This window comes from Shouchella oshimensis (assembly GCF_002019765.1).
GTDB lineage: Bacteria > Bacillota > Bacilli > Bacillales > Bacillaceae_D > Shouchella > Shouchella oshimensis.
The window spans coordinates 2,870,858-2,895,836 of sequence record NZ_KV917380.1 but is presented as its reverse complement, the minus strand read 5'-3'; the positions used below and the strand labels follow the sequence as shown (position 1 = coordinate 2,895,836).

Below are 24,979 nucleotides of genomic sequence, written 5' to 3'. Positions count from 1 at the left end.
TATATGAAAGAGAAAATTGATGTCATTGGAATAGGAATTGGTCCATTTAATTTAGGGCTTGCTGCTTTACTCGAGGAAAAGACAAACGTAAAAAGCGCATTTTTTGATGAAACAAATGTGTTTCAATGGCATCCTGGAATGTTATTAGATGGGACCGATTTACAGGTTCCATTTTTAGCCGATTTAGTTTCATTTGCAAACCCTACAAGTAAGTATACGTTTTTAAATTATGCTCATGTTCATGACCGCTTAATGTCATTTTTCTTTTTTAACCGGTTCGACGTACCAAGAAAAGAATACAATGCTTACTGCCGCTGGGTTTCAGAGCAATTAACGAACTGTCATTTTGGGAAGAAGGTAGTAGATGTTCGCTATGTAAAAGAGGATGAATGCTACGAAGTGACGGTAAAAGCGAATCATCAAACAGAGCACTACTATAGCAAACATCTTGTTGTTGGTACTGGTAGTGAGCCAATGGTGCCAGTAGAATTGGAAGAAGGGTTGAATGATGACCTCATCCATTCTAGTTCTTATGGGTTTCATGAAGAAAAGATAAAACAAGCGAAATCCATTACAGTGATTGGCTCTGGACAAAGTGCGGCTGAAATTTTTTATAAGCTGCTTGATGACCAAATTGATTATGACTATGAATTAACGTGGTTTACTCGCTCACCAGGATTCTTTCAGCTTGAAGACTCAAAAATTGGTCAGGAACTCTTTTCGCCTAGCTATGTGGATTACTTTCATAGCCTATCGTATGATACAAGAAAAAAAGCCCTTCCGATGCTTGGGAACTTGCGAAATGGTGTCCAACAAAAAACCCTTCACAAAATTTATGACAAGTTGTATCACCGTAGTATTGAAACAAATCATGCGCCAGCACTTGTTCAAGCAACAACGGAAGTAAGTCGTGTAGAAAAGAGTGGTACGAAAGGATACACACTTTTTGCTAAACAATGGCAAGAAGATCATTCGTTTAAACATGACACAGAAAAGGTTGTATTCGCCACCGGCTACAAACCTAGACTGCCTCAATGGTTTCAAAAGATGCTGAAAGAGGTGGAAATGGAATCAGAGAAGGAATTTGCTGTGACTCGAAACGCAGCTTTACGGTTTCTTGATGGAAGGAAGAACAACGTCTTCTCGCTAACAAATCTAGAGCATGCGTTAGGGACAAGTGCAACCAATTTAGGGTTATCAGTAGAGAGAAATGTACGAATCGTAAATGAACTGGCTGGCGAAGCCATATATAAAGAAAGTCCAGGGTCCGTGTTTCAACGCTTTTCAAGCGAAGAGAATACGTAATAATGATTATTAAAAAAGAATTCTTTTTGCATCAGGTTTAAATGCTTCTTGGAAGGGGAACAGTTTATCATTGCAACAAGGGAATAGAATGATACCTGTTTTCTGAAGGAGGCACTACATATGACACGTTTAACAGACAATCAAGGTCATCCGATCTACGACAATCAAAATTCAAGAACAGCCGGACAACATGGGCCGACTATGTTAGAAGACTATCATTTAGTAGAAAAGCTAGCTCACTTTGACAGAGAGCGTATACCTGAGCGAGTTGTCCATGCGAGAGGCGTTGGCGCTTACGGCGTTTTTAAGGTGAAGACGAATATGAAACGTTATACAAAAGCCGCTTTCCTTGCAGAGGATGGAAAAGAAACGCCATTGTTTGTACGTTTTTCTACAGTTATTCACGGCGGCACTTCTCCAGAAACATTGCGAGATCCTCGTGGCTTTTCAGTGAAGTTTTATACAGAAGAAGGCAATTATGATTTTGTGGGTAACAATTTACCTGTATTTTTCATTCGAGACGCAATCAAATTTCCAGATGTCATTCATTCATTAAAGCCCGACCCACGTACAAATATTCAAGATCCAGATCGTTACTGGGACTTCATGTCTTTATCACCTGAAACAACAAATATGCTCATGCATTTGTTTACAGATGAAGGCATACCAGCTTCCTACCGAGAAATGCGAGGATCAAGTGTCCATGCGTTTAAGTGGGTGAATGCACATGGGAATATGGTCTATGTAAAGCTGCGTTGGGTTCCGAAAAAAGGTATTCGCAACTTATCAGGAGAAGAAGCAGCTGAAATTCAAGGGAAAGATTTTAACCATGCAACAAGAGATTTGTATGAAGCAATTGAAAAAGGTGATTTTCCAGAGTGGGATCTTTATGTTCAAATTCTTGACCCTGCAGACCTTGATCACTTTGATTTCCATCCACTGGATTCAACGAAAGACTGGTTAGAAGAAGATATTCCTTATCAACACGTTGGTACAATGACATTAAATCGTAATCCGGATAATGTGTTTGCAGAAACGGAACAAGTCGGCTTCAATCCGGGAAACCTTGTACCTGGAATCGAACCTTCAGAAGATAAGATGCTTCAAGGGAGAATCTTTTCTTATTCTGATACACAACGCTACCGTGTAGGTGCAAACTATTTAAATTTACCAGTCAATTGCCCATTTGCTCAAAAAGCAAACTTTCAGCGTGATGGTGCAATGCCAATTGGACAGCAGACAAATCGGATAAATTATGAGCCGAACCGTCACCAAGAAACACCTGCTGAGGCGGAAGGATACGAAGACTATAGAGCACCGATTAGCGGCACAATAGGTAGAATAGCGATTGAGAAGAAAAACCATTTTGGTCAAGCAGGAAAGATCTACCGTAATTACGAAAAGAGTGTTCAAGAAGCCCTCATTAAAAATATTGTTGGGGATCTAGAACAAGTAAAAGAAGAAACAGCTTTACGTGCAGTTTGTAATTTCTATCGAGCGGATGAAACCCTGGGTCAAGCATTGGCAGATCAATTGAATCTTGATATTTCTAGCTATGTGCAACATGCTGATCACTAAAGAAATCTTTAATTCAAAAAAGAACCAGCCATAAATGGCGGTTCTTTTTTGCGTCAAAGGATAATTTATTTTATGATAAACGAAAAAGGGGGAAGGTTATGAAAATTGTAGATTATGAGAAAAAATATGCAAAGGCGACGGCAAAAATGTGGAATGAGAGTCGTGAAAATTTTGGTGGAGACGACAAAGTTGAATCGGCAGAAGATCGTGATAAAGACGAGCGAAACTCAGGGAATTTGTCAACCATGTTAGCCCTTCAAGAAGACAAGGTTGTAGGCTATTGCGGGTTAGCTGAATTTAAAACGGATAAAGATGCACTATACATTCCATTATTAAATGCTCACCCGCAGCATATCGGTAAAGGGATTGGAAAACAGCTTGTGCTTGAGGCAATTAAACGAACGTATAAAGCAGGGTGGCCCCGCCTTGATTTACATACTTGGCCAGGCAACACAAAAGCGGTTCCATTGTACAAACGATGTGGTTTTTTCTGGGAAGAGCGTGAAGAGACAACACATTTAATGAACTTTATACCTCTTGTTTTGCAACATCCATTTATTAAGAGATCGGTTACTGAAACAAACTGGTATCAAGCATTAAAACGGGATTTAATGGTAAAACCGGATGTGGAAAAAGAAAATGAATTTTCCGTTTTTACGTATCGCTTTGAGTTCGAGCATGATGAGGTCTCAGTTGGAATTGAGCATTCAAGTCGAAAGGTCTATAAGATTGAAACCGCAGAGGCAATAGTAGAGTATTTGCTTCCTCATAAACAATTGTTCCCGAATCATCCATATGAAGCCACTCTTAAAATTCATAATAAAAAGAATTGCCCTCTATCTATTCACGTAACTGAAACGGTTGATAACCGTTTACACATGAAGATGGCAGTTGATGATGTACTGGAAAAGAATGAACAGAAAACCTATCGTTTTCCGTTTATTATTTCTGAGGTTAGGAAGGAAGATGAAGCAATTTCAGATGGCGTTACATACCCAATGGCACGTATGCCCCTATTTATGGATGGGATAGCTTGTCCATTAGCGTGTGGATATTCAATAAAAAAACCGTTTGCACTTCAAGCAAAACCACAGTTAGAACAAGGTAAGGTGTTTTTTCAACTAAAGAATCATCTATCGACAAGTCAACAAGTGAATGTGCGTGTGAAGGATCATCCGCTTATTCAATGGAATAATCAAAGGGAAATGAACGTTTCTTTGGCTGCTACTGGTGTAGAATCATTTACACTCACATGTAAGCAAAAACGTGCTGGTGTCGTACCATTGATTATAGAGCTAGCGAGTGAAAGCAAGGACGGACACGGATCTTTACGCTATACTGAGCAGGTTCCTTTTCTTGTAGAATCAGACGATACCATTGGGTTTTTCGAAAAGGAGCGAAGTCTTGTTGTTGTGAATGGAAGACGTCAACTCGTCTTTGATTATGAAACGTACTTTGTCACGATGAAACAGTTCGGTCAGGACGAACCTTGGACTATGCTTTATCCTAGCTTCAATGAACCAGTATCGAATGAACTTGCTCAAACAGGCTGGACTTCACTCAAGCCGGAAGTGACAGATAATGGTGTACTCATAACAATTAACTATCCTATTCATAATGGAGATGCGCAATTAACCATTGTGTACGAGTGGGAGAAAAATGGAATCATTGAAGCAAGCTATGTTCTTAAAAATAAGAGTAGAAACGTGTTAGATTTAAAACAACTGATTATTCCTTTTTACTTTCAACCTGATTCGATCTATTTGCCTATTAAGGGGGAAGTGGTGCATGTGTCCCAAATAAATCAAGTGTGGATTCAAGATCTACCTTTAGACAAGCTTAGTGATCCATGGGTGTTTATGAACTGGGCTAGTAGTTCTCTAGGAGTTGAGGGAAAAGACGGTGCAGAATGCTTAGAGATCGATGACGACTTATGCGTTCGTTGGACATTAGATCCGCTTCAAGTTGGGGAAGAATCCACTTCTAAGAAACTACTTCTCTATTCAAATGTAGATAACAGCATTGATCAATTTATGGCTAGAAAGCATACGAAGCCAGTTGTAAAACCATTAAAACAAGTGGCGTTTGCTGCGCATGGTTTCTACCATCGAGGTGGTGAGGTAAACGTGGCACTTCAAACGAATCCCAATCAACCAGATCATGGGATTATTACAATCGTTGATGACAAATCTGTTACTTATCCGTATGAGCCGATGAAGGGCACAGAAACCATTCAGCATAAGTTAAACCAACCAGACCAACCAGTAACGACACTTGCCGTTACTGTTCAAGGTAAATCCATCCGATCTACTCATTATTTGCAAGCGCTATATGTTGGGGAGAAGACTGTCACGACACAAATAGTGCAGGAGAATGGTGTAGATGTTCATCTTGTTGATAATGGTGTTTTCACATTTAAAGCTGCCAATTCGTTTTATCCGTCGTTGTATTCGATTAAGACGAAAAGAGAGTGGCTTCATCACTCTTTCCCTACAGCAGGTGCAAAAAGTTGGTGGAATCCATGGGGTGGCGGCTTAATGACTATACCTGCTAATCTACAATTGAGAACGGTATATGAACAAAAACGTCAGACAAACTTTGTGACGAGAGTGGATAATTGGAATCAAAAGTGGACGGGGATTAGAATATCAATAACCTTTTCAGATCATCCAATTTGGAAAAATGCCACGATTAGCCAATATTTTCTTACGTTGCCAGGCTGTATGTTGCTGACACATTATACAGAACTGGAAGATAGACAGGATCGAATCGATGAGCAAGAATGGTTAATGGGATGTTTTTTTAATCGTGATCAATTATTCCTTTACCCTACCGACTCGAATCAGCTTTCGTTTCAATTAGGAGAAAGGACACAAACTTTTGCTGGAAATCAATTAGAAAAAGTAGCGCGCCTCTATTGTGAAGAGACGGATGAGACGCTTCTTTTAGCTAGACCGAAGCACCAGCGCAAACCAGAATTTTATGAGAATAAAGATGTATTTTCGTACATGAGTAGAGAAACCATTGACTGGCATGGACCCGCTGTTTCGCAGCCACATAGTTTTGTATGGGCAAAAGGTTTAGCGCGAGCAGAAGGATGGGAATGGTTAAGTTCATTGCAATTTAAGGAGGAATAACGACCGTTGAAAATCATTGATGCACATGTTCATTTTTCAAGAATTCACACCTTCCAACGAACAGCAGTCGATGCAAGCATGCTGGCTTATGACCATAAAGGGATTGAGCGAGAATGTGAAGATGCGAATGTTATTGCAACAGTAGGTATGGGTGTGGAAGAAAGTGTTACAGGTGCTTTCCCCGATCATTCAGCTCCCGATTTAATGGGGTTAAACTTGCCTGATCGACCTAAAACAATGGGCATATGTATCGGGATAAACCCCTTTCGTTTTTCAAAGGAATCAGTTGAAAAGCTAGATGCTCTACTAGAAGAAAGAGAATTTGTTGGGGTGAAAATTTATTTAGGCTATTACCCATATTACGCATTTGATGAGGTGTATCAGCCTGTATATGAACTTGCAAAGAAGCATCGTGTTCCAGTTGTATTTCACACTGGTGATACGTATGCAGAAGGAGCGATATTAAAATATGCACATCCTTTAACGATTGATGAGGTAGCTGTAAAACATCGAGATGTTACATTTGTTATGGCTCATTTAGGAGATCCGTGGTGTTTAACGGCGGCAGAAGTAATGTATAAGAACCGCAATGTGTATGCGGACTTATCTGGTCTAATCGTGGGGACAGCTGATAAAGTAGCGCAGCATATGAGAAAAGATAATTCGTACTTTGATCATTTTAAACATGCGCTTATTTATGGGGATGCTTATGATCGTTACATGTTTGGTACCGATTGGCCGCTTGTCCCCATTAAGCCATACGCAGAATGGTTAGGTGGGATTATTCCAGAAAAGCACCATGAGGCATTCTTTCACGATACTGCGCTTCACGTATTTCCGAAATTACATGCATTGATATAAGCATAAGCCTGCCTCTGCTCTCATACGATTAAGTGAGAACAGAGGGGGCTTTTATTATGTTGAATTGGTGGACAAGGTATTGTAAGCAGGAGAAAGTGTTACTAATCGTAAGTGCTTTAACTGTTTTGTTTATGATTTCAAGTTTGTTCTTTTAACTATAACGTGCAAATCTAAACTATTAATGGTACGATATTACGGAATACGAAATAAAACCGTTTTTTTGAGGAGGATATGATGAAAGAAACTGTTCACTTTCCAATTACGTGGGATCTACATTCAATTTTTGAAGGCGGAAGCGATTCAAATGAATTCACAGAATTCTTCAACGAAACAAACAAGCAATTAGATCAATGGGTAGATCAATCGTCTGTTGAGGTGGAAGCACTAGTCCAAGCTATAGAATCAATTAGCCCAAGACTTTGGCAAACGGCTGCATTTGTTTCATGCTTAGCTGCTCAAGATGTAAATGATAAACAGGCATTGCTTCTAGCAGAAAACGTTCAAGAACAAAAAGTGAAAGCGCAAAAGCTTTATTTATTTTTAGAGGAAGAATTGCGAAGTATGTCAGATGACGCATTCAATCAACTGCTTACAAATGAGCAAGTGAAGCCGTCTGCTTATCTTTTAAAGAAAACACGTTCACACGCTTTAGATAAAATGAATACAGAAAAAGAAGAATTAGCCACAAAACTGGCTAAAGATGGCTACCATGCATGGGGTTCCGTTTACAATGAAGCTGTCGGACGAATGGTTATCCCGTTTGAAGAAGATGGGGAAACAAAGATGTTGTCAGCAGGTCAACTACATAATCGCTTAGGAAGTACAGACCGACAAGTTCGAGAACGAGCATCAGAGGCTGCTTTACATGCTTGGGAAGAGCAGGCACCATTGTTTACGCAGACGTTAAACCGTTTAGCGGGCTTTCGCTTAAAGCTTTATGAAGAGCGTGGGTGGGAAAATGTTTTAAAAGAACCACTAGAGCTTAACGGTATGACGGAAGACACTTTAAATACAATGTGGGCGACCATTACAAAAAATAAACCTGAATTCTATGCGTACATGGATAAAAAAGCAACATTACTCGGTGTGGATCAGTTATCGATTCATGATGTAGGTGCGCCACTTCCACTCGAAGATGCGTCAAAAAATACCATTCCATATGAAGAAGCGTGTCACTTAATTATTAAACATTTCAACCGGTTTAGTCCAAAAATGGCTGAGTTCGCAGAAATGGCACTGCGTGAAGGTTGGGTAGAAGCAGAAAATCGTTCTGGAAAGCGTCCAGGAGGCTTTTGTACGAACTTCCCAATGAATAAAGAAACACGTATTTTCATGACGTATGACGGATCGATGTCGAATGTTGCTACCCTTGCCCATGAATTAGGACATGCTTATCACAGCTGGTGTTTAAAAGACAATGACGTACAATCACAAAAGCAATATCCGATGAGTATTGCCGAGACAGCTTCAACGTTTGCAGAAATGATTGTAGCAGACGCTCTTGTTGACGAAGCCGAGAGCTCAGATGTAAAAAAGATGTTGCTAGAAAATAAACTGTCCCGTTCTCTTGCTTTCTTTATGAATATTCATTCGCGGTTCTTATTTGAGACACGGTTCTATGAAGAGCGTAAAAACGGTATGGTACCAACAGAGCGTTTGAATGAGCTAATGGTAGATGCTCAAAAAGAGGCATATGGTGATAAATTATCTTCTTACGATCCTTATTTTTGGGCATCAAAACTACACTTCCACATTACTGGGCAGCCATTTTATAACTTCCCATATACATTCGGATATTTGTTTAGTATGGGAATCTATGCGCGCGCTTTAAAGTCTGAAACATCCTTTGAAAGTGCGTATATCTCCTTGCTCCAAGATAGCGGCAGTATGAGTGTTGAAGCATTAGCAGAGAAACATTTGAATGTAGACTTAACAAAACCTGACTTCTGGCAAGAGGCTATTGATGTAGTGTTAGAGGATATTCGCAAATTTTAATAATCGCCAACGTACAGCCATGCGAGCTGTACGTTTTTTTTATAGATGATTGAAAAAAGGTAGTATGATGTTTAGCTCTATTCAAATAGGGAAGTTTGACTGTAATGTAGAATTCTCTAAATGATCAACCCGATCGTTATTGATGGGATAGATTTAGTAAAAGAATAAAAAAGTGAAATAACCACTGACAAAGGTAGAGGTTTCAGTGTATCTTAGTTATAAAATAAGGGAAGTGTCTTATTTTCCCTTTGCCGTGCTAATTTGTATGCGCTTAATGAATATCGTATGTGTGATGTATGACCGCATACATTATAAATAATGAGAAGTTCTGTTGTTTTTAGAATGAAAGGGGCAATAAAGGTGAAAAAAGCGTCGTTTTTCCTTTTATGCAGTGCAATGATGCTCACGGCTTGTGCTGAAGATCGAGAACCTACAGAGACAGAGCAGGTTGATGAGGGTGCCAATGAACAAGTAGAGAACGGTCAACATCAAGAGGATCAAGTTGAAACTGAAGTGGGAGAAGAAGAGACCGAAACGGATCATGAGCTTGATGACTCTTCAGATGATGAGAAAGAAAAGGATGAAGAGGACCAGCCTTCGGAGGAAGAGGAAAAAGACGAAGCCATTGATGAAGAAGACGTTTTAAATCCAGTAGACATCATTAATCGAGCGATTGAGGCTGAAACCCAATTTTCATCTTATTCACTTGAGTGGCAGCATCATGATGTAGCAGAGGATGGATCGGTGATGGAAGCGAAGGGGTTTACGCTCATTAAATATATGGAAAACGAAAACGGACCAGACTATTTTTATCGAGAGGATTCCGGTGTAGAATTAGAGGAGAATGACGCATCTACGGTATATGAGGCCCAAACGCCAGAAGCTAGGACTCTCTATATTGAAGGTGAAGATCAAGTGACTTTGCAAACAGCTTCTGATGAATTCGTTCCAACAATCTCCATCCGAGACCTTCATGAATTTACCAATCAAACTGCGCCCTATCAGCTGAGTTACAGAGGGATTTTTGAAACAGAGGGCTATGAGGCGTACCATATCTTTGCTGAAACAGAAAAGGGAGACACAGAAATTAACCTGTGGTTCGATACAGAAACCGGCATTCAAATCCGACAAAATGAATTTTTCGCAGGCTATAATGGAACGGTTTCTCGACTGACCATGTTCGATTCAGATGTAGAACTAACTGAAGCAGATTTTCAAATAAGCTATAGTAGTCAATATCCAGTAATTGATGAACGATAGTATAAAAAGAAGCCTCCTCTAAAGAGTGCTTCTTTTCTTATTGTCTAATAGTCGTGACCATCGCTTTGTAAATACGCCTTATCTTTAAAAAACAAGCGCCAGAACCATATAAAAACAGGTATTAAAATGGCGAGGCCGATAATGAAGCCAATTAATAAATAGTGGAACATGGTTTCGTTCGTGAAAGAATTGTAGATCGTTACGTCTGGATATAACAGATAAGGCAAGTGCGCCATCCCATAAGCTAAACTGGCAAGACCAAACTGAATGACGGTGAACAAAAGTGCCATCCGCGGCTGCCCCAATTCTTTGTTTTTTGATGGCCACCATAAAGCACTATAACCAATGGCGAAAGCAAATAAAGAGGCTGTATACCATCCCCATAGGTCCATAAAATTATCAAACATCCACGGCGCTTCTGGAATAAGCGTGAAAATCGCTGCGATAGCAATAACCAGTGTGAGTGGTCCGAGGATTAAGGCGTTTCTTCGATACGTTTGAGCAGTATCAAAATCCCCTGCCTCTTTAGCGTAATCTGCCATAAAGAGAGAAGAAATAAAAAGCTCAGTCATTAAGCCAAAGCCAATATGGGTATAGAATGCAGGGCTCAGCAGAAGGCCATCTAGTAGAATGTATTGTTGGTCCCCTGCAACTGTTACGAAGCCACCAATCGCGGCTGGTAAAATGCTTATTAAGATAGCGGGAATAATGAGTCCGCAAACGCCGGAAACAAGTGTAAGCACCCTTGAATACTTTTCGGTACTGAAAGCGTAAACCATAAACGCACTTCGAATGGTTAAGAGTAGCAACACTAGACAGAGTGGCACAATCATTAATGTGCCTAGTGTAGGAGCAGCACCAGGAAATAAAGCAACGAAGGCGACAACGAGTAAAACAAGAAACACGTTCGTCACTTTCCACGCTGGTGACAAAAAGTTATTGGCAATACGCGAAGCTTGAACATTATTTTTTCGTTCATAATACATTGCCCAAAAACCGGTTCCAAAATCAATTGAACCTGCCACTGCGTAAATAAATAATAGGATCCAGATTAATAAAATACCAACATATACGGATTCCATTCGCTAACCTCCTTATGATCCAATCGCATTCATGTCTTGTGCAAGCGGATTACGTTTAAAATAGAAATAAAGAACAAGACTTGTGATGACTAAGAGAACCGCGTAGAGTACAGCGAAAAAGAAGAAAATGATTCCTAAGTTTCCTGAAGTGGTAGCGGCTTCAGATGTTCGTTGAATGTTGAAAATGGTCCATGGTTGCCTACCAGTGCAGCTGAAAATCCAGCCAGTCTCAATCCCAATCATTGCAAGTGGTCCAGAGGCTACAAACGCAGCTAAAATCCACTTCGGAAACGCAAAGTTCTCCGTTTTCCGTTTTATAAACCAATACAATAATCCACCAGCCGATATGGCGATTAACCCTCCACCAATAAAGACCATGACATTAAATAAAGTGTGGACGATAAGGGGTGGCCAGTCATCTTGTGGAAAATCATTTAAACCTTGTATGACGCCGTCTGTTGAGTAAGTAGCCAACCAGCTTAATAGTCCTGGTATTTCAATTCCACCGATTACCTCATTTTCCTCAGGACTTGGGACCCCGAATAAGGTTAAGGGAGCATTTGACTGCGTTTCAAATAATCCTTCAGCAGCAGCGAGTTTAATCGGAATTTCCTCATAGAGCATTACTGTAGTGTCATGACCTGTTAAACCAGTCCATAATGACATTCCTAATCCGAAGACGAGCGCTAGAAGCATTCCTTTATGATGGTAGCGACGCTCAGCTTGGGTAATAGAGGGTTTCATTAATTTATAAGCCGCAACAGCGACGAGCACAAATGCACCTGTCATATAAGCGGTGCTAACAACATGTAAAGACGTCGCCCAAAAACTGGTGGATAATGCCGCAGAAAGCGGACTAACATTCGTTATCGCTCCGTCTACGATGTCGAAACCTTCAGGTGTGTTCATCCATGCATGAGCGCTTGTAATAAGAACAGCTGAAGCAACCGCGCCAAAGGCTATAAAAAACGAGCTAACTATGCGCATAGGTGTTGTGAGCCGGTCAGCGGCATAGACATATATCGCTAAAAATAAGGATTCAAGGAAAAACGCAAAAATTTCAATTTGGAATGGTAGTGCAATGACCTGACCAACGATTTCCATAAACCCAGGCCAGAGGAGCGAGAGCATGACCGCAACAATCGTACCTGTTGGGATAGCCACTCCCAGTAAAATCGCTAAGCCTTTTGTCAAGCGTTTTGCTAAAACAGCATAGTCGTTATCTTTACGAATAACCCGCATTAGTTCACCAAAAAAAATCATGAGTGATATACCAACGGTTAGGGTGGCGAAAATGATGTGAAATGCCATTGACGTACCGAATAGCATTCTTGAAAGTAAGACATTATCCATGTGAATCCTCTTTTCACTTTGTTTAAGAGGTAATTTGTGCAGGTGAAAAGAAAATATACAAAAAAAACTCTCTCAAGTTCATTCACTACTAAGAGTGAGTAGAACGAGAAAGAGTTCGTATTTAGTAACGACGTGACTTGTTAGAAGTATTGTCTACTGAAGCTCGATTCTTTTTAAGAGCACGTTCGTATAACTTGTCGTCTATTTTTGAAAGTGCGTCTGCATCTTTCAATAATTCATCCCGATTTCTAGCCATTAAGTCTTCATAACGAACAGAATGTCTTCTGCGCAAATCCATCACCTTTTTCTGAATATTTCCTAACATCAGTATATCACCTCTATTTGTATATGCAAGGGGAATTTGTTACAAATTTTCGATAAAGAAGATTTATGTCGAAAAAAGTCACTAAAAAAAGTTTGTGTATTTTTAAGAGATACACTTTACACGTAGGGTGTACATTTGGTAAACTATTCTGCATATATAAAAGAAAATATGGGTACGTTAAAAAATGGAGGGGAAGCTTAATGACAGAAAAAGATCGTCAACGTATGGAAAGTTTAGAGGCCAAGATACATGCGCTTTCAAAGGAAATGAATGAACTTAAGCAAAAATCCTATCCAAATTTTGAACAATTAGAAACGGATAAATCACTGGTGCAGACATACAATTAACCCTGTCAGCGAAATTTCGCTGACAGTTTTTTCATTCTTCTTTGCAAAAGCGTCGAAAATTGTTTTAAAATGATAGTAGAACAAGTTAGTGCTTAGGAGGATGAAGATAATGGAAAAGCGTAAATGGGGTTTCATTCTTGTAACAGCAGTTGTTGTTGCAGTAGCGTCTAAAAAAGAATGGCGGGAGCGAGTATGCATAGAATCAAAGCTTGCTTGTAAGCAAGCGCAAGAGGCGTATACATTCTTACGTGATAATCGGGAAGAAATGGTTTCTCAAGCAAAAGAGACGATTGAAGGCGTAAATCTTCTTTGGAAAGATGTTGCTAATGATGTTCGAGCAATTACAGAAAAAGCTGTCCATATTAGAGAAACCTCTGAAGAAGCAATTCATGCAGCAAAGGAAGCAGCAGACGAAATTAAAGCATTAAAAAAGCAACGGGAACTTGAATAGAATAAAAACAACGGGTTATTCTATACGTAAGGACGGTAGCTATGCTACAGTTCTTCATTAAAATCAGTTGTGCTAGTTACATGTTGATTGTCACACGTTTTCTATAACTAGAAGAGGTGGTTGCGTTGAGCAATGTAAATGTCTTTTTTATCATGTAAGACCATACATGATGAAGGAAGGTGTTTCCAAAAGACAAAAATCGACTCTACCCTAGAGCAGATGATTTTATTGCAACAACAGCAGCCAAGCGCTGCTGTTGTTTTTTTTGGTAAACATTCTCTTTTTCGATGTGGATAAAACTGTGGTAATTGTTTCACACTAAGCACATCAATAAAAAAGGAGAAAATTTGATGAAAAAGATAATGATCGCATCCTTGCTATTCCTGCTCATTCAATCAAATCTTACTTTTGCTGCAGAAGAGTCACCAAAAGAAGAAAATACGTTCATGATTCCCCAGTCTGTCTTATCGATATCAAAAGAAAATACTTATAAAAATCCGACTCAAGATCTTCCTTATTTACAACCAAGTGAATTGGCTCAGCAACTGTTGGATTCAACAAATGAAGAAATTGAGAACCCAGACCTTATTCGTATAATGAATGAATCATCCATCCAATTTGCCAAATTAGGATTTGCTATGAAAGCATCGATTTATTTAGGTGAATGGCCACTTGCTTATGAATCAAAAGGAACAGAAGTGAATTGGGAATATCAAAAAGTGAATACAAACTATATTGATAATCGAGGCGGGAATGCGCCAAAAACAATGTCGTATTATCAGGAACAACAAAAGAAAATAACCGGTGGTTTAACAGCAAAGATACCGAATTCTGAAGCGGTAGAAAAAATGATGATGATTTCTGCAGCGGAGAAAACAAACCTTCCTTTAGCGTTTGATACAGTTATTGGTCAAAGCACGGTAAAGAATAATCAATATAACGTACCAGCAAACCAAGTAGGGTACTTGTATGGCTATGTACCGGCTGTACATGAAAAAGGAGATGTCACATACGGAGAAGTCTATTTAACCTTACGAGGCGGTAAGCCAAAATTAGATGTGAAAAACGTAACAGAGCAAGGAATTGGTGCGTGGATTCCAGTTCAAGATAATTTATCTTTTACTTTTATGGCATCAACAAAACCTAGATAAAACAAAAAAGAAGTTCACTCAATGTGGACTTCTTTTTTTAAGCTATAGATTTGAGCTTTTTTTTGTAAAGTCAATGTCACTGTAATAAGCGTCACGGACAAGTAAGTTTGGTCCAAGACATTTTACAGCTGGACAATGACAAGATATCCCCTCATTTAACGAAGAGGTCTGCCAAATTCTATAAGCGTCTGGTAATGAGGTATGCTGTATGTTACCCAAATCAGGCGCATCCCCAAAATCAGTAACAATAATATCTCCAGAGAATAAGTTAATATTTAGTCGAGATCGCCCATCAGGGTCATTTCGAACCGTCACGTTCTCTTCTCCATACAATCGTCTTTGTAAATCAAGATCATCTTGGTTATCGGAACAAGGATAAAATGGCAATGTTCCAAACAACATCCATACATTCGGATCTCGATGGTCTAAAAGGCGATGAATGCCTTTGCGAATCTCACTTAGGGAAGCAGTCTCTAATGCAGATGCAAAGTCGCTTGGATACATTGGGTGAACTTCATGGCGCTGACAACCCATTTCAACAATTTGTTTATGAATGGATTCCAAATGAGGCAATGTTCGTTTGTTAATCATTGTTTCTGCTGATACCAATACCCCTCTAGACGTTAATGACTTCGCATTATCAATCATTCGGTTAAACATAGCTTCACGTTGCTTTTTTCCGGGCTTCCGCTCAGCATGAGCAAATCCAATAAGATGAAAGTCATTAACACTCCCATAGTTGTGTGAAATATGTAGAACATCTAAATAAGGGATAATAAGATCATAACGCTCTAATGGCATGGTTAAATTGGAGTTAATTTGCGTTCTTGCTCCACGTTCATGAGCGTATTTTAAAAGCGGAACAACGTATTCTCGAACGGACTTCATAGACATCATCGGTTCGCCACCAGTAATGCTAAAGGCGCGAAGCGTAGGAATTTCGTCGAGTCGTTGGATAATTAATTCTAATGGAAGTGCTTCAGGATCTTTTGGAGATAGTGTATAGCCAACAGCACAATGTTCACATCTCATATTACATAAAGTAGTCGTGGTTATTTCAATATTTGTTAATGAAAGTTGTCCTGTTTCAGCTACATCGATGTACGCTTCCCAAGGGTCATTTTTTGGTGTGATGCTTGTAGAATAGTTTGTAATCATTAAAATCATACTCCTTTACTCCAACGTCTATCTTATCGTATCTTGTCAAGAAACAAAAGACTGTTTGAGAGTATATGCATACTTTGTTAAACTTAAGCCATTGCATGTAAGTAAAAAGGAGAGATAAAATGGGCCGTGCCGTATCAACAAAGAATGAACAACTTGATTATTTACAAAAGCGCTTCGAATTAGTAGCATCTGTTATTGAAGGAATGGATGCTGATTCTGCTAGCGTTGAAGAGCTCGATTCGATTTTGAAAATGATTGACGATATCGAGGTAAAATGTCAACAATTTCGTAGAGACTGGCCAAACGCTTAAGAAGGAGGCGGTAACTATGAAGCTATATTTTATTCGTCATGGAGAGTCTGAAGGAAATAAACAGGGGAAAATTCAAGGAACGATGAATTTTCCATTAAGTAAGCTCGGAGAAAGACAAGCAGAGGCAGTGGCTGAATTCACGCGATCAATACCAGTTGATCAAATTTATACAAGTGATTTGACCCGTGCTCTTCATACTGCACAAGCGATTACGCAAAAGCTTACTCAACCGTTAAAGGAAACGACTCTATTACGAGAAGTACATCTAGGTTCCATACAAGGTAAAACACGAGAAGACATTTATACAGAATATCCTCATTTAAAAGGAAAACCGCTTGTTGGTGCTGATATAGAGGGTGCTGAAACAACAGACGACCTCAGTGAACGCTGTGAACAATTATTTTCTCTACTAAAAGAGAAGCATAAAAACGACGAATCGGTTGTACTCGTTTCTCACGGTGGTTTTATTAGCATGGTACTCACGTATTTAATTGTTGGTAAACAGTGGGGAGGGGCAAATCGCCCATTTGTGATTGGCAATACAAGCGTCAGCCTTGTTGAATGGGATCTTGAATCCAATCGTTTTTATATCGACTACACAAACCGAACGGCTCATTTAGAAGCAGTTAAAGCTGACCATCAAGCACGAAAAGGAATTTTATAAAATAAAAGACGCATACAATAGCGGTATGCGTCTTTCCTTCGTTTCTTAAGAAGTACCATAAGCTTGAAAGTGATCCTCAATGTCTTGTTCATCGGATCGCTTCAATACTTCTACTAATTTAATTTGGTGACCATCAAAGGCTTTTACTGTAAACGCATAGTCGTTAAAGATCATGGTTTCACCGACTTCAATATCGTACTTTTCTGTAAGTACCCAACCACCAATTGTATCGACTTCATCTTCGTTTAGTTCAACATGAAGCAATTTATTAACATCAGAGATTAGTGTCTTACCATCTAAAAGATAATGATCGTCATTAATGGTACGAATAAGAGGGTCTTCTTCCACATCGAATTCGTCTCTAATTTCGCCAACAATTTCTTCAATAATATCTTCAGCCGTTATCAATCCAGCAGTGCCACCGTACTCATCAAAAAGAATCGCCATATGCGTCTGTTTCTTTTGCATTTCTACAAGAAGGTCGTTGACTGGAATCGATTCAATTACGTTAATGACGGGGCGAATATAATTTTCCAATTTTATTTCTTCAGTAATGGCTGGGGAGACAATATCTGTTAGCACTTCACGAACGTTAACAATGCCCAAAATGTTGTCTTTATCACCGTTTACTACTGGATAGCGTGTAAATTTCTCTTCACGCATAATGGCTAAATTGTCGTCTAAACTATCTTCTATTGAGACGGCAGAAATTTCAGTTCGTGGAACCATAATTTCTTTGGCCAACCTGTTATCAAAGTCAAAGATTTTGCTAACATACTTAAACTCAGACTGATTAATTTCCCCACCTTTGTAACTATCAGAAATAATTAGGCGCAGCTCTTCTTCGGAATGGGTTACTTCATGCTCTGACATTGGTTTAAAGCCTAAAAGGCGTATTAAGATCCGAGCAGATCCGTTTAAAACCCAGATAAAAGGATAGAGTAAGCGATAGAACCAGACGAGTGGACGGGCAATTAAAAGAGTGACTTGTTCTGCTCGTTGGATTGCAATCGTCTTAGGTGCAAGTTCACCGATAACAACGTGTAGGAACGTTGCAAAGCTAAATGAAACAACGACAGCAAGTGTTGTTACCATTGCAGGCGGTACGACCCCTTCAAAGAATGGATGGAGCATTTGCTCGAACGTTGGTTCAGCTAAACGTCCAATTCCTAGGGCGGTAATCGTAATCCCGAGTTGGCAAGCGGATAAATATTCATCTAAATGCGTCGTTACCCTTTTGGCGTACTTCGCTGATCTCTTTCCAGCTTCTAAATGCGGTTCAAGCTGCGTACTTCTTATTTTTACGATTGCAAATTCTGATGCCACAAAAAATGCGGTTAATCCAATTAATATCGCCACAGCGATAAGGCTAAGTCCCTGTTGTATGTCCAAATATTCCCCTCGTAAAGAGGGAGTCACCTCCTGTAATGTTCAAAAAATAGGCTTGTTAAGCTTCCTAGTTTGGAACAACAGGCTAACGCATATTCTTTACCAAATGTGTAAACGTAGTGCGTACAATGACAATGTGTTTTATGTGAAGTAGATGGTTTCGCAAGAATAGCGGAAGCCCGACTCGATTGGGAAGCAAACGAGAAGTTCCAAACGATAATTGCACGCATGTATCGTTTTTCTATCTACTTTGTACTCTCCACCATCGAATCACCCCGCTCTCATTATTAAGTACTTATATTTTATGGGAAGTTTAGAAGAACGTCAAACACTTTATTTAAAAAAAATTAACAATTCAAAAAAGTGCTAAACGTTTAGTTGTTTAGCACTAGGAACGTTCAGCTCGTCCGAAAGTCAACGCAGTGACTAATCCGGCTAAGAACGTAAAAAATGTAACAAGGCCATATAAAAAGGTATCCGGTAACGAGGATGGTGCAATAACAAGTATAGATCCTGCTACAAGGCCTAACATAATAGAATAAGTAGCTTGCGTGTACGTTTTTAAGAAATAACGTATAATTCTACTTGTAAATAAAACACCAAATGCGACACCTAAACCAATCGCTGCAATCACAGGGATATGAAACGAATCAAGAGCGGAAATAGCCGTATAATAAGCGCCAAGCACCATTAGTACTAATGCACCACTAATACCAGGAAGAACAAGGGCCATGCTTGCTAGTACACCGGAAAAAAACAAATAAATGTACGTTCCAGCATTAAAGTCAGTAATGACCGTTTCTACAGGTTCACCGATAAGGCTAGTGAGAGCCATTAGCGTGAATGAAACCCCAATTAATACAAAATGATAAGGCTTAAATCGTTTATTCGTTTCCGCATGAGCTGAGCGCCATAAAAAAGGAAGGATACCAACTACAAGACCAACAAATAAGAACATTGTTGGAATAGGATGTTCTGCAAGTAAGTATTTAATAAATTTTGCAGTAATAAGTAAAGCGAAGACCATTCCAATTCCTAAAGGTATTAAAAAGCCTAGCGCTCGCTTTATGTTTCCTTTTGTAATGTCGCTTAATGAGCCAAGTAGTTTTTCATAAATACCCATTAACATTGCGATTGTACTTGCGCTTACGCCAGGAACGGTTTCAGTAACCCCCATTGCAAAGCCGCGAAAGAAATTTGTCCATTTAAACATGCACGTGCCTCCAATATTCATTCATACCAATTCCAATCAAACCATAGCGTATGTGAACATGCAAGTCGAAAAAAAACGAAAGATGTGTAAATCGAATAGTTTTTTCCGGTGAACCTCATACTAACATCAAAGTACAGTTTAACGGGAGGAACGAAATGAAAAGATGGATGGTTTTTATTCTTATATTCTTTGCACTTATCGCAGTAGCAGTAAAGCCAGCTCACGCTTTTGATAATACCAAGTATAACTGGAGCTATAAGCCTGCGCCTACTCATACACCAGCAGACACCGAGGAAACGTATAAAGCATTATTAAAGCAGTCAGACAGTTATTATATTGGAAATACAGAGGAAAAAACACTTTATTTAACGTTTGATAACGGCTATGAGAATGGCTATACAGAAACAGTTTTAGATGTGTTAAAAGAAAAAAAAGTTCCCGGTGCTTTTTTTGTAACAGGGCACTATTTAAAAACAGCGGAACCTTTAGTGAAACGTATGGTGGACGAAGGTCATATTGTTGGAAACCACTCCTTCCACCATCCGAGCTTGCCAACGGTAAACGATAGCAAACTTAAAGATGAGTTGGATGCTGTTAAAGAAATGTTCACAACCATAACTGGAGAAGCGCACATGCAGTATTTGAGAGCGCCTAGAGGGGAGTTTAGTGAACGCACACTCATGTTGTCAAAAGAATTAGGCTATACCAATGTGTTCTGGTCGCTCGCTTATAAGGACTGGGAAGTCGATAAACAAAGAGGCAAAGAGTATGCATTTGAACAAGTGATGAAACGAATTCATCCAGGAGCTGTCATGCTAATTCATTCCGTTTCACCAGATAATGCAGCTGCCTTAGGTGATATTATTGATGCTTGTGAAGAACAAGGTTATACATTTAAAAGCCTAGATGACTTAGCATTAAACCAACCATTACCATAAAAAAAGGAGCCGCAAATGCAGCTCCTTTTTAATTCATTTGACTATCGTAAGCAATGGCGCTTGCGATGGTTTCCAACGTTGACAAATCGGTTACGTCAAATGCAATCGATTCTTTTGTCCGTACAATCATCATACCAATTTCGGTGCTAGCAGCATTCTTTACTGGAAATTTTAATTCACCATTACATTCCCAACGTAAATCATTACTGAAACAAGAAGCGGCCACAAGTGTATGGTTTAAATCGTCATACATATAGATGCCAACCCAGTCAATATAAGGTACTGTCTCAACTAAGCTTTCAACTGTTTTTTCAAATACATAATTTGTGTCTTGTTTTTTGTAAACGTGAGCCATAATTTTTAGAGAAGCTATATCCGTAGGAATAGACAACTTATCACCACCTCCGAACACAATTACTTCTCCATTTTATCAGAAGTTTTCATAAGATGAATTAGAAAGTTTAGGAAGGGTAGAAAAATTTGTTATACTATGTAAAAGAAAAGCGCAATACATTAGGGTTTTAATTAGGAGGAAAAAATTTTATTTTTATGAATGACAAGGTACAAAGCAGTATTCAACTAACAAAAGGTCAACGATTCCCACTGACAATTAAACGTTTAGGTATTAATGGTGAAGGTGTAGGATATTTTAAGAAGAAAGTCGTATTCGTTAAAGGCGCATTACCAGGAGAAGAAGTCGTTGTTGAAGTAACGAAAGCAAGCCAACGGTTTACTGAAGCAAAGGTTCGGAAGTTACGAAAGGTTTCACAAGAACGTCAAGATCCTCCGTGTCCAATTTATAATGAATGCGGTGGATGTCAGCTTCAGCATATGGATTACACCGCAACGTTGCGTGGAAAAAAAGACATTGTGGCACAAGCATTCTATCGCTATACGAAGTTAAGCGAAGAAAAACTCCCGTTAAACGATACGATTGGAATGGACAATCCATGGTTTTACCGTAACAAAAGCCAATTACAAACGAGAAAGACCAATGGAAAAGTTGCGGCAGGTTTGTATAAAGAAGGGACACACGAACTCATTGACTTATCGGAATGTCTTGTTCAGCATAAAGAGCTTAATGCCGTAACACAAGTAGTAAAATCTATTTTACAAGACTTATCAATTCCGATTTATAATGAGAAAAAACATAATGGACAAGTACGAACCATCGTTACGCGAGTTGGATTCGAAACAGGGCAAGTGCAACTAGTACTTGTAACACGAACAAAAGAGCTGTCAAAAAAAGAATTACTCATTGAGCAAGTTCGAATGAAGCTACCTCAAGTCACATCTTTTATGCAGAACATAAATCACGAGCGAACTTCACTTATCTTTGGTGAAGACACTCTTCATTTAGATGGAGAAGAAACGATTAACGAACGATTAGGTGAGTTTGCTTTTGATTTATCTGCACGAGCATTTTTTCAGCTTAATCCTACCCAAACGGTGAAGCTCTATAATGAAGCAAAAAAAGCAGCGAAACTCACAGGAAAAGAAAATCTAATTGATGCATACTGTGGTGTTGGCACCATTGGACAGTGGGTAGGTAAGAATGCAAAAGAGTTACGAGGAATGGACACGACGAAAGAAGCAATTGCTGACGCACGAAAGAATGCTAAGCAACACGGAATCCATGCGACTTATGAAGTAGGAACAGCCGAAAAATGGATGCCACTCTGGCTAAAAGAAGGCTATAAACCCGATGTTGTGATTGTTGATCCCCCTCGAAGCGGATGTGATGGGAAGCTTCTTCAATCCATTGTAAAAGCAAGACCCAAACGAGTGGTTTACGTCTCGTGCAACCCATCCACTCTTGCAAAAGACATTGAACAACTGATGAAAAAAGGCTATAAAATCAAAAACATTCAACCTGTCGACATGTTCCCATGGACCGCACAAGTTGAAAGTGTAACCGAGCTAACCCTGTAAATACAGGGTTTTTTCTCTATTCTAATAACGATTGACCACATTTTAACCACAATGAGTTTTCCCGTGAAGATCTTTATAAGGTAGGATTTTGCTAAACAAGAATTTCTAGTCATTGTCCCCATCTTAGAGCTACTCTTATTTTTTGGTATTGGTTTTACTTCTTGTTTCGCGAAGGCGAGGAAAGACTAATGCCCATGTAAGAAATAGAGAGGTGGCAATTATTAAAGCATTTAGCCATTTAACCTGATCATCGTGAATTATGCTCAATGTTAAGTAAACACTACCGCACACGAGAGCTAATAGAAAAGAGTCAATCCATTTGTTAAATCGATACATGGCGTACCTCCTATGTTTTTCTTTTTTTAAACAGTAAAGGAAAAGCACATAGATCAACGGTTAATCCAGCTGCAATAACTAAATGAATGAACCAGTTCTCTACGATTGAATAGTCACCGAAATGAATGAGAAAGCAGTATGTAGAGGTAAAAGATAACCTCAAATAAATGATTATTCATTCGTACACTTAAGGACGTTAAAATATTAGAATAAGCAGTTAAGGGGAGTAGGTTAAACCCCTCCCTTAACGCTACTCTTTATTAAAAACAGTACGGTTTTTTTCACGTGATGTAACATAACAAATGAAATAAACGACTGTTGAAATGACTATAATTCCGAGGACTGATTGTGTATTAAGTCTTGAGACAATCATTAAAAAAATGGCTACTGCAAAACCTACTGCTAGGGCATTCCTAAAACACTTATTAGCGAACATTTTTAATCCTCCTAAAAATAAGTTATATCCATCCATACCTCGTATAAGGAGTGCTAAAACTAAGAATTTTTTCACACAAGAATTGATGCGGGTTTGAAAGAACGTTAACAACTGCGAGGACGTATAGTTTAAATAGTACTAAAATAACAGTGTGCTAATTGGATTTTGTCCCAACAACAAAAAGAAAGCAGACTTCTTTTTCAAAGGGATTCTCCAATACTAAAGCAATAAAGAGGACTTCCTTTTAGGTGGTTCTCTTTTTATGTATGTAACCTAATTGAACAACTATACAAAATTAGATGGAAGCTACCAAGATAAATAGGTAAAACCTTATAAACTAAGAAAAATGATGAACGACCTTTGATTATTGTTGCTTTATTTCTCTATGTATAGTGAAACAATGTAAAAAGGAGATGGAAACCTATGCAGGATAGTAACAGTAAAAACAAGCTTGAAAATTCAGCTTTTTATAGTGGTGTTACAACTAGAGAAGGAAGAAAGAACGGTACTACTTATTATATAACTACAATCGAAGTTTCAGAAGGGGTCACTCTCAAGCATGGGTTAGCTAATAACGCACAAACAGGTGAAACTGCAAGGTCATTTGCACAACGTAACTCAAATACAGTTACATTAAATGCAGGTATTTTTCACCCTACTCAAATGACTTTATCGGGAGTCAATATTGTTAATCGAAGGATTCTATCCGATAGAAGAACAGATAAAGCTAGATACATCCTTGCGTTTAATGATAACAATCTATTTAAAGTATTTCGACCTCATACTACAGCAACCACAATTTTGAACGAGGGCTATACGAATGCAGTTACTGGGTTTATCCCTTTAATAGAAAATGGTGCTAAACTTCCCCAGACTGTTTATGATGACTATGAGCATAATCAAAATCCTCAGCCCGCACAAATTTTTGGTCAAAAGACTACTGGAGATATTGTCATTTTGACTGTAGATGGTCGTACGAATTTTGATAGGGGCTTCACTTCCCATGAGTCAGCAGAAATTATGTTGCAGGAGAAGGTTGCTTTTGCTTTTACACTGGATGGCGGTGGAAGCGCTCAAACCATAGTGAGAGGTGCCATGGTTAATCGGTCAATCGATAATAATGGCATGACGGAAAGAAAAGTACCTGATTTCTTTTACATTCAAAAACCAATGAACGGTGTTTCGGCTCAAGATCTTCACTCGTTGGGATCTGACGTTGGCAGGATCTCTAAACGCCTTCAAGAAGTAGAGTCTATGGTACAGCGAATTGATGAGTACAACAGGGGCTTCATACAACTTCGAGGAGTGGAGGGTTATAAAACCCAAGGAATTGAAGTGTGGGAGGGGAACAACCGCAAAGTGAAACTGAATTTACGAGAAGAATTTCTGTCTTTGTACGATTATCAAAATGATCGAACAGTTTTTAGAGTCCAACCAGATGGTACGATTTCATCTTTAAAAGGGACACTAGGCACATTCCACAGTCAATCCAAAGCTTTAACAGATGCAAATGCAATAAGCGAGAACGGTCGCTACTGGATCAGACAAACTGGCGCTAAGAATGTTCCTGCCGGACAAACAGCCTGGATGATTGATCACTATCAGTTAAATAATGATGCTTTGCAAATAGCTACACCATTTGTACAATCTTCCATTGGATTAAGAAAACGTAGAAAGACTGGTGGAACATGGACATCTTGGATTAACGCCTAGCATATTGACTCCTTAGTGCACTAAGGAGTCAATAT

The 24,979-nt window shown here is 39.0% G+C and carries 22 protein-coding genes; 14 read left to right on the top strand and 8 right to left on the bottom strand.

Annotated elements, in window-relative coordinates; translation table 11 throughout:
- Positions 1-3 precede the first annotated feature (3 nt).
- The 6 genes from BK583_RS14730 to BK583_RS14705 all read left to right on the top strand — a co-directional run bounded on the left by BK583_RS14730 (position 4) and on the right by BK583_RS14705 (position 10,136).
- The gene (locus tag BK583_RS14730) at positions 4-1,305 is read left to right on the top strand and encodes a lysine N(6)-hydroxylase/L-ornithine N(5)-oxygenase family protein (RefSeq protein ID WP_055735138.1); all 1,302 of its coding nucleotides are present in this window, start codon (positions 4-6) and stop codon (positions 1,303-1,305) included.
- Positions 1,306-1,425: 120 nt separating this feature from the next.
- The gene (locus BK583_RS14725) at positions 1,426-2,883 is read left to right on the top strand and encodes a catalase (RefSeq protein ID WP_038478288.1); all 1,458 of its coding nucleotides are present in this window, start codon (positions 1,426-1,428) and stop codon (positions 2,881-2,883) included.
- Positions 2,884-2,981: 98 nt separating this feature from the next.
- Positions 2,982-6,020: a GNAT family N-acetyltransferase gene (locus tag BK583_RS14720; protein ID WP_055735137.1), complete on the top strand. Its 3,039-nt coding sequence runs from the start codon at positions 2,982-2,984 to the stop codon at positions 6,018-6,020.
- 6 nt (positions 6,021-6,026) lie between these two features.
- Positions 6,027-6,881 carry an amidohydrolase family protein gene (locus BK583_RS14715; protein ID WP_055735136.1) on the top strand — a complete coding sequence of 285 codons (855 nt, stop codon included), beginning with the start codon at positions 6,027-6,029 and terminating at the stop codon, positions 6,879-6,881.
- Positions 6,882-7,115: 234 nt separating this feature from the next.
- Positions 7,116-8,876, top strand: a complete 1,761-nt coding sequence (locus tag BK583_RS14710) for a M3 family oligoendopeptidase (protein ID WP_038478296.1) — start codon at positions 7,116-7,118, stop codon at positions 8,874-8,876.
- A gap of 360 nt (positions 8,877-9,236) precedes the next feature.
- Entirely contained in the window at positions 9,237-10,136 is a 900-nt protein-coding gene (locus tag BK583_RS14705) for a hypothetical protein (protein ID WP_055735135.1), read from the top strand.
- Between the two features lie 44 nt (positions 10,137-10,180).
- Here BK583_RS14705 and BK583_RS14700 read toward each other — a convergent pair whose 3' ends face one another.
- The 3 genes from BK583_RS14700 to BK583_RS14690 all read right to left on the bottom strand — a co-directional run bounded on the left by BK583_RS14700 (position 10,181) and on the right by BK583_RS14690 (position 12,896).
- On the bottom strand, positions 10,181-11,218 hold the full coding sequence (locus BK583_RS14700; protein WP_055735134.1) for a cytochrome d ubiquinol oxidase subunit II: 1,038 nt from the start codon (positions 11,216-11,218) through the stop codon (positions 10,181-10,183).
- Positions 11,219-11,230: 12 nt separating this feature from the next.
- Positions 11,231-12,571, bottom strand: a complete 1,341-nt coding sequence (locus BK583_RS14695; RefSeq protein WP_055735133.1) for a cytochrome ubiquinol oxidase subunit I — start codon at positions 12,569-12,571, stop codon at positions 11,231-11,233.
- Positions 12,572-12,692: 121 nt separating this feature from the next.
- Positions 12,693-12,896 carry an FbpB family small basic protein gene (locus BK583_RS14690; RefSeq protein ID WP_038478302.1) on the bottom strand — a complete coding sequence of 68 codons (204 nt, stop codon included), beginning with the start codon at positions 12,894-12,896 and terminating at the stop codon, positions 12,693-12,695.
- Positions 12,897-13,096: 200 nt separating this feature from the next.
- Between BK583_RS14690 and BK583_RS20810 the strand changes: the two genes are divergently transcribed.
- The 3 genes from BK583_RS20810 (at position 13,097) to BK583_RS14680 (ending at position 14,845) form a co-directional block, all read left to right on the top strand.
- Positions 13,097-13,243 carry a hypothetical protein gene (locus tag BK583_RS20810; protein ID WP_158318503.1) on the top strand — a complete coding sequence of 49 codons (147 nt, stop codon included), beginning with the start codon at positions 13,097-13,099 and terminating at the stop codon, positions 13,241-13,243.
- 109 nt (positions 13,244-13,352) lie between these two features.
- A complete protein-coding gene (locus BK583_RS14685; RefSeq protein ID WP_055735132.1) occupies positions 13,353-13,694 on the top strand; it encodes a hypothetical protein in 342 nt (113 codons plus the stop codon).
- 350 nt (positions 13,695-14,044) lie between these two features.
- Positions 14,045-14,845: a YfkD famly protein gene (locus tag BK583_RS14680; protein ID WP_038478307.1), complete on the top strand. Its 801-nt coding sequence runs from the start codon at positions 14,045-14,047 to the stop codon at positions 14,843-14,845.
- Between the two features lie 42 nt (positions 14,846-14,887).
- Here the strand turns inward: BK583_RS14680 and yfkAB are convergent, their stop codons facing one another.
- Positions 14,888-16,003, bottom strand: a complete 1,116-nt coding sequence (gene yfkAB, locus BK583_RS14675) for a radical SAM/CxCxxxxC motif protein YfkAB (protein ID WP_055735131.1) — start codon at positions 16,001-16,003, stop codon at positions 14,888-14,890.
- A gap of 128 nt (positions 16,004-16,131) precedes the next feature.
- On the opposite strand from yfkAB, the gene BK583_RS14670 reads away from it, so the two are divergent.
- Together BK583_RS14670 and BK583_RS14665 are read left to right on the top strand one after the other, a co-directional pair.
- Entirely contained in the window at positions 16,132-16,323 is a 192-nt protein-coding gene (locus tag BK583_RS14670; protein WP_038478313.1) for an SE1561 family protein, read from the top strand.
- Positions 16,324-16,339: 16 nt separating this feature from the next.
- On the top strand, positions 16,340-16,987 hold the full coding sequence (locus BK583_RS14665; RefSeq protein WP_055735130.1) for a histidine phosphatase family protein: 648 nt from the start codon (positions 16,340-16,342) through the stop codon (positions 16,985-16,987).
- A 45-nt stretch (positions 16,988-17,032) separates the two neighbouring features.
- Here the strand turns inward: BK583_RS14665 and BK583_RS14660 are convergent, their stop codons facing one another.
- Together BK583_RS14660 and BK583_RS14655 are read right to left on the bottom strand one after the other, a co-directional pair.
- The gene (locus tag BK583_RS14660) at positions 17,033-18,379 is read right to left on the bottom strand and encodes a hemolysin family protein (RefSeq protein WP_055735129.1); all 1,347 of its coding nucleotides are present in this window, start codon (positions 18,377-18,379) and stop codon (positions 17,033-17,035) included.
- A 385-nt stretch (positions 18,380-18,764) separates the two neighbouring features.
- On the bottom strand, positions 18,765-19,589 hold the full coding sequence (locus BK583_RS14655; RefSeq protein ID WP_055735128.1) for a DUF368 domain-containing protein: 825 nt from the start codon (positions 19,587-19,589) through the stop codon (positions 18,765-18,767).
- A gap of 155 nt (positions 19,590-19,744) precedes the next feature.
- On the opposite strand from BK583_RS14655, the gene pdaA reads away from it, so the two are divergent.
- Positions 19,745-20,527 (top strand): delta-lactam-biosynthetic de-N-acetylase, encoded by a 783-nt coding sequence (gene pdaA, locus BK583_RS14650; protein ID WP_180316898.1) that lies wholly within the window; start codon positions 19,745-19,747, stop codon positions 20,525-20,527.
- 28 nt (positions 20,528-20,555) lie between these two features.
- Here the strand turns inward: pdaA and BK583_RS14645 are convergent, their stop codons facing one another.
- Positions 20,556-20,918: a hypothetical protein gene (locus tag BK583_RS14645; protein ID WP_055735180.1), complete on the bottom strand. Its 363-nt coding sequence runs from the start codon at positions 20,916-20,918 to the stop codon at positions 20,556-20,558.
- Between the two features lie 158 nt (positions 20,919-21,076).
- Between BK583_RS14645 and rlmD the strand changes: the two genes are divergently transcribed.
- Positions 21,077-22,459: a 23S rRNA (uracil(1939)-C(5))-methyltransferase RlmD gene (gene rlmD, locus BK583_RS14640; RefSeq protein ID WP_055735127.1), complete on the top strand. Its 1,383-nt coding sequence runs from the start codon at positions 21,077-21,079 to the stop codon at positions 22,457-22,459.
- A gap of 586 nt (positions 22,460-23,045) precedes the next feature.
- On the opposite strand, the gene BK583_RS14630 is transcribed toward rlmD, so the two are convergent.
- Positions 23,046-23,231: a hypothetical protein gene (locus tag BK583_RS14630; RefSeq protein WP_038478330.1), complete on the bottom strand. Its 186-nt coding sequence runs from the start codon at positions 23,229-23,231 to the stop codon at positions 23,046-23,048.
- Between the two features lie 423 nt (positions 23,232-23,654).
- Here BK583_RS14630 and BK583_RS14625 point away from each other — a divergent pair, with 423 nt between their 5' ends.
- Complete coding sequence (locus BK583_RS14625; RefSeq protein WP_055735125.1) at positions 23,655-24,944, top strand: phosphodiester glycosidase family protein; 1,290 nt, start codon at positions 23,655-23,657, stop codon at positions 24,942-24,944.
- The last annotated feature ends 35 nt before the right edge of the window (positions 24,945-24,979 follow it).

Bases quoted from the DNA above. Each gene is read 5' to 3' on its own strand.
- BK583_RS14730 (WP_055735138.1), top strand. From the start codon at position 4: ATGAAAGAGAAAATTGATGTCATTGGAATAGGAATTGGTCCATTTAAT.
- BK583_RS14725 (WP_038478288.1), top strand. From the start codon at position 1,426: ATGACACGTTTAACAGACAATCAAGGTCATCCGATCTACGACAATCAA.
- BK583_RS14720 (WP_055735137.1), top strand. From the start codon at position 2,982: ATGAAAATTGTAGATTATGAGAAAAAATATGCAAAGGCGACGGCAAAA.
- BK583_RS14710 (WP_038478296.1), top strand. From the start codon at position 7,116: ATGAAAGAAACTGTTCACTTTCCAATTACGTGGGATCTACATTCAATT.
- BK583_RS14700 (WP_055735134.1), bottom strand. From the start codon at position 11,218: ATGGAATCCGTATATGTTGGTATTTTATTAATCTGGATCCTATTATTT.
- BK583_RS14695 (WP_055735133.1), bottom strand. From the start codon at position 12,571: ATGGATAATGTCTTACTTTCAAGAATGCTATTCGGTACGTCAATGGCA.
- BK583_RS14690 (WP_038478302.1), bottom strand. From the start codon at position 12,896: ATGTTAGGAAATATTCAGAAAAAGGTGATGGATTTGCGCAGAAGACAT.
- BK583_RS20810 (WP_158318503.1), top strand. From the start codon at position 13,097: ATGACAGAAAAAGATCGTCAACGTATGGAAAGTTTAGAGGCCAAGATA.
- BK583_RS14685 (WP_055735132.1), top strand. From the start codon at position 13,353: ATGGAAAAGCGTAAATGGGGTTTCATTCTTGTAACAGCAGTTGTTGTT.
- BK583_RS14680 (WP_038478307.1), top strand. From the start codon at position 14,045: ATGAAAAAGATAATGATCGCATCCTTGCTATTCCTGCTCATTCAATCA.
- yfkAB (WP_055735131.1), bottom strand. From the start codon at position 16,003: ATGATTACAAACTATTCTACAAGCATCACACCAAAAAATGACCCTTGG.
- BK583_RS14670 (WP_038478313.1), top strand. From the start codon at position 16,132: ATGGGCCGTGCCGTATCAACAAAGAATGAACAACTTGATTATTTACAA.
- BK583_RS14665 (WP_055735130.1), top strand. From the start codon at position 16,340: ATGAAGCTATATTTTATTCGTCATGGAGAGTCTGAAGGAAATAAACAG.
- BK583_RS14655 (WP_055735128.1), bottom strand. From the start codon at position 19,589: ATGTTTAAATGGACAAATTTCTTTCGCGGCTTTGCAATGGGGGTTACT.
- pdaA (WP_180316898.1), top strand. From the start codon at position 19,745: ATGAAAAGATGGATGGTTTTTATTCTTATATTCTTTGCACTTATCGCA.
- rlmD (WP_055735127.1), top strand. From the start codon at position 21,077: ATGAATGACAAGGTACAAAGCAGTATTCAACTAACAAAAGGTCAACGA.
- BK583_RS14630 (WP_038478330.1), bottom strand. From the start codon at position 23,231: ATGTTCGCTAATAAGTGTTTTAGGAATGCCCTAGCAGTAGGTTTTGCA.
- BK583_RS14625 (WP_055735125.1), top strand. From the start codon at position 23,655: ATGCAGGATAGTAACAGTAAAAACAAGCTTGAAAATTCAGCTTTTTAT.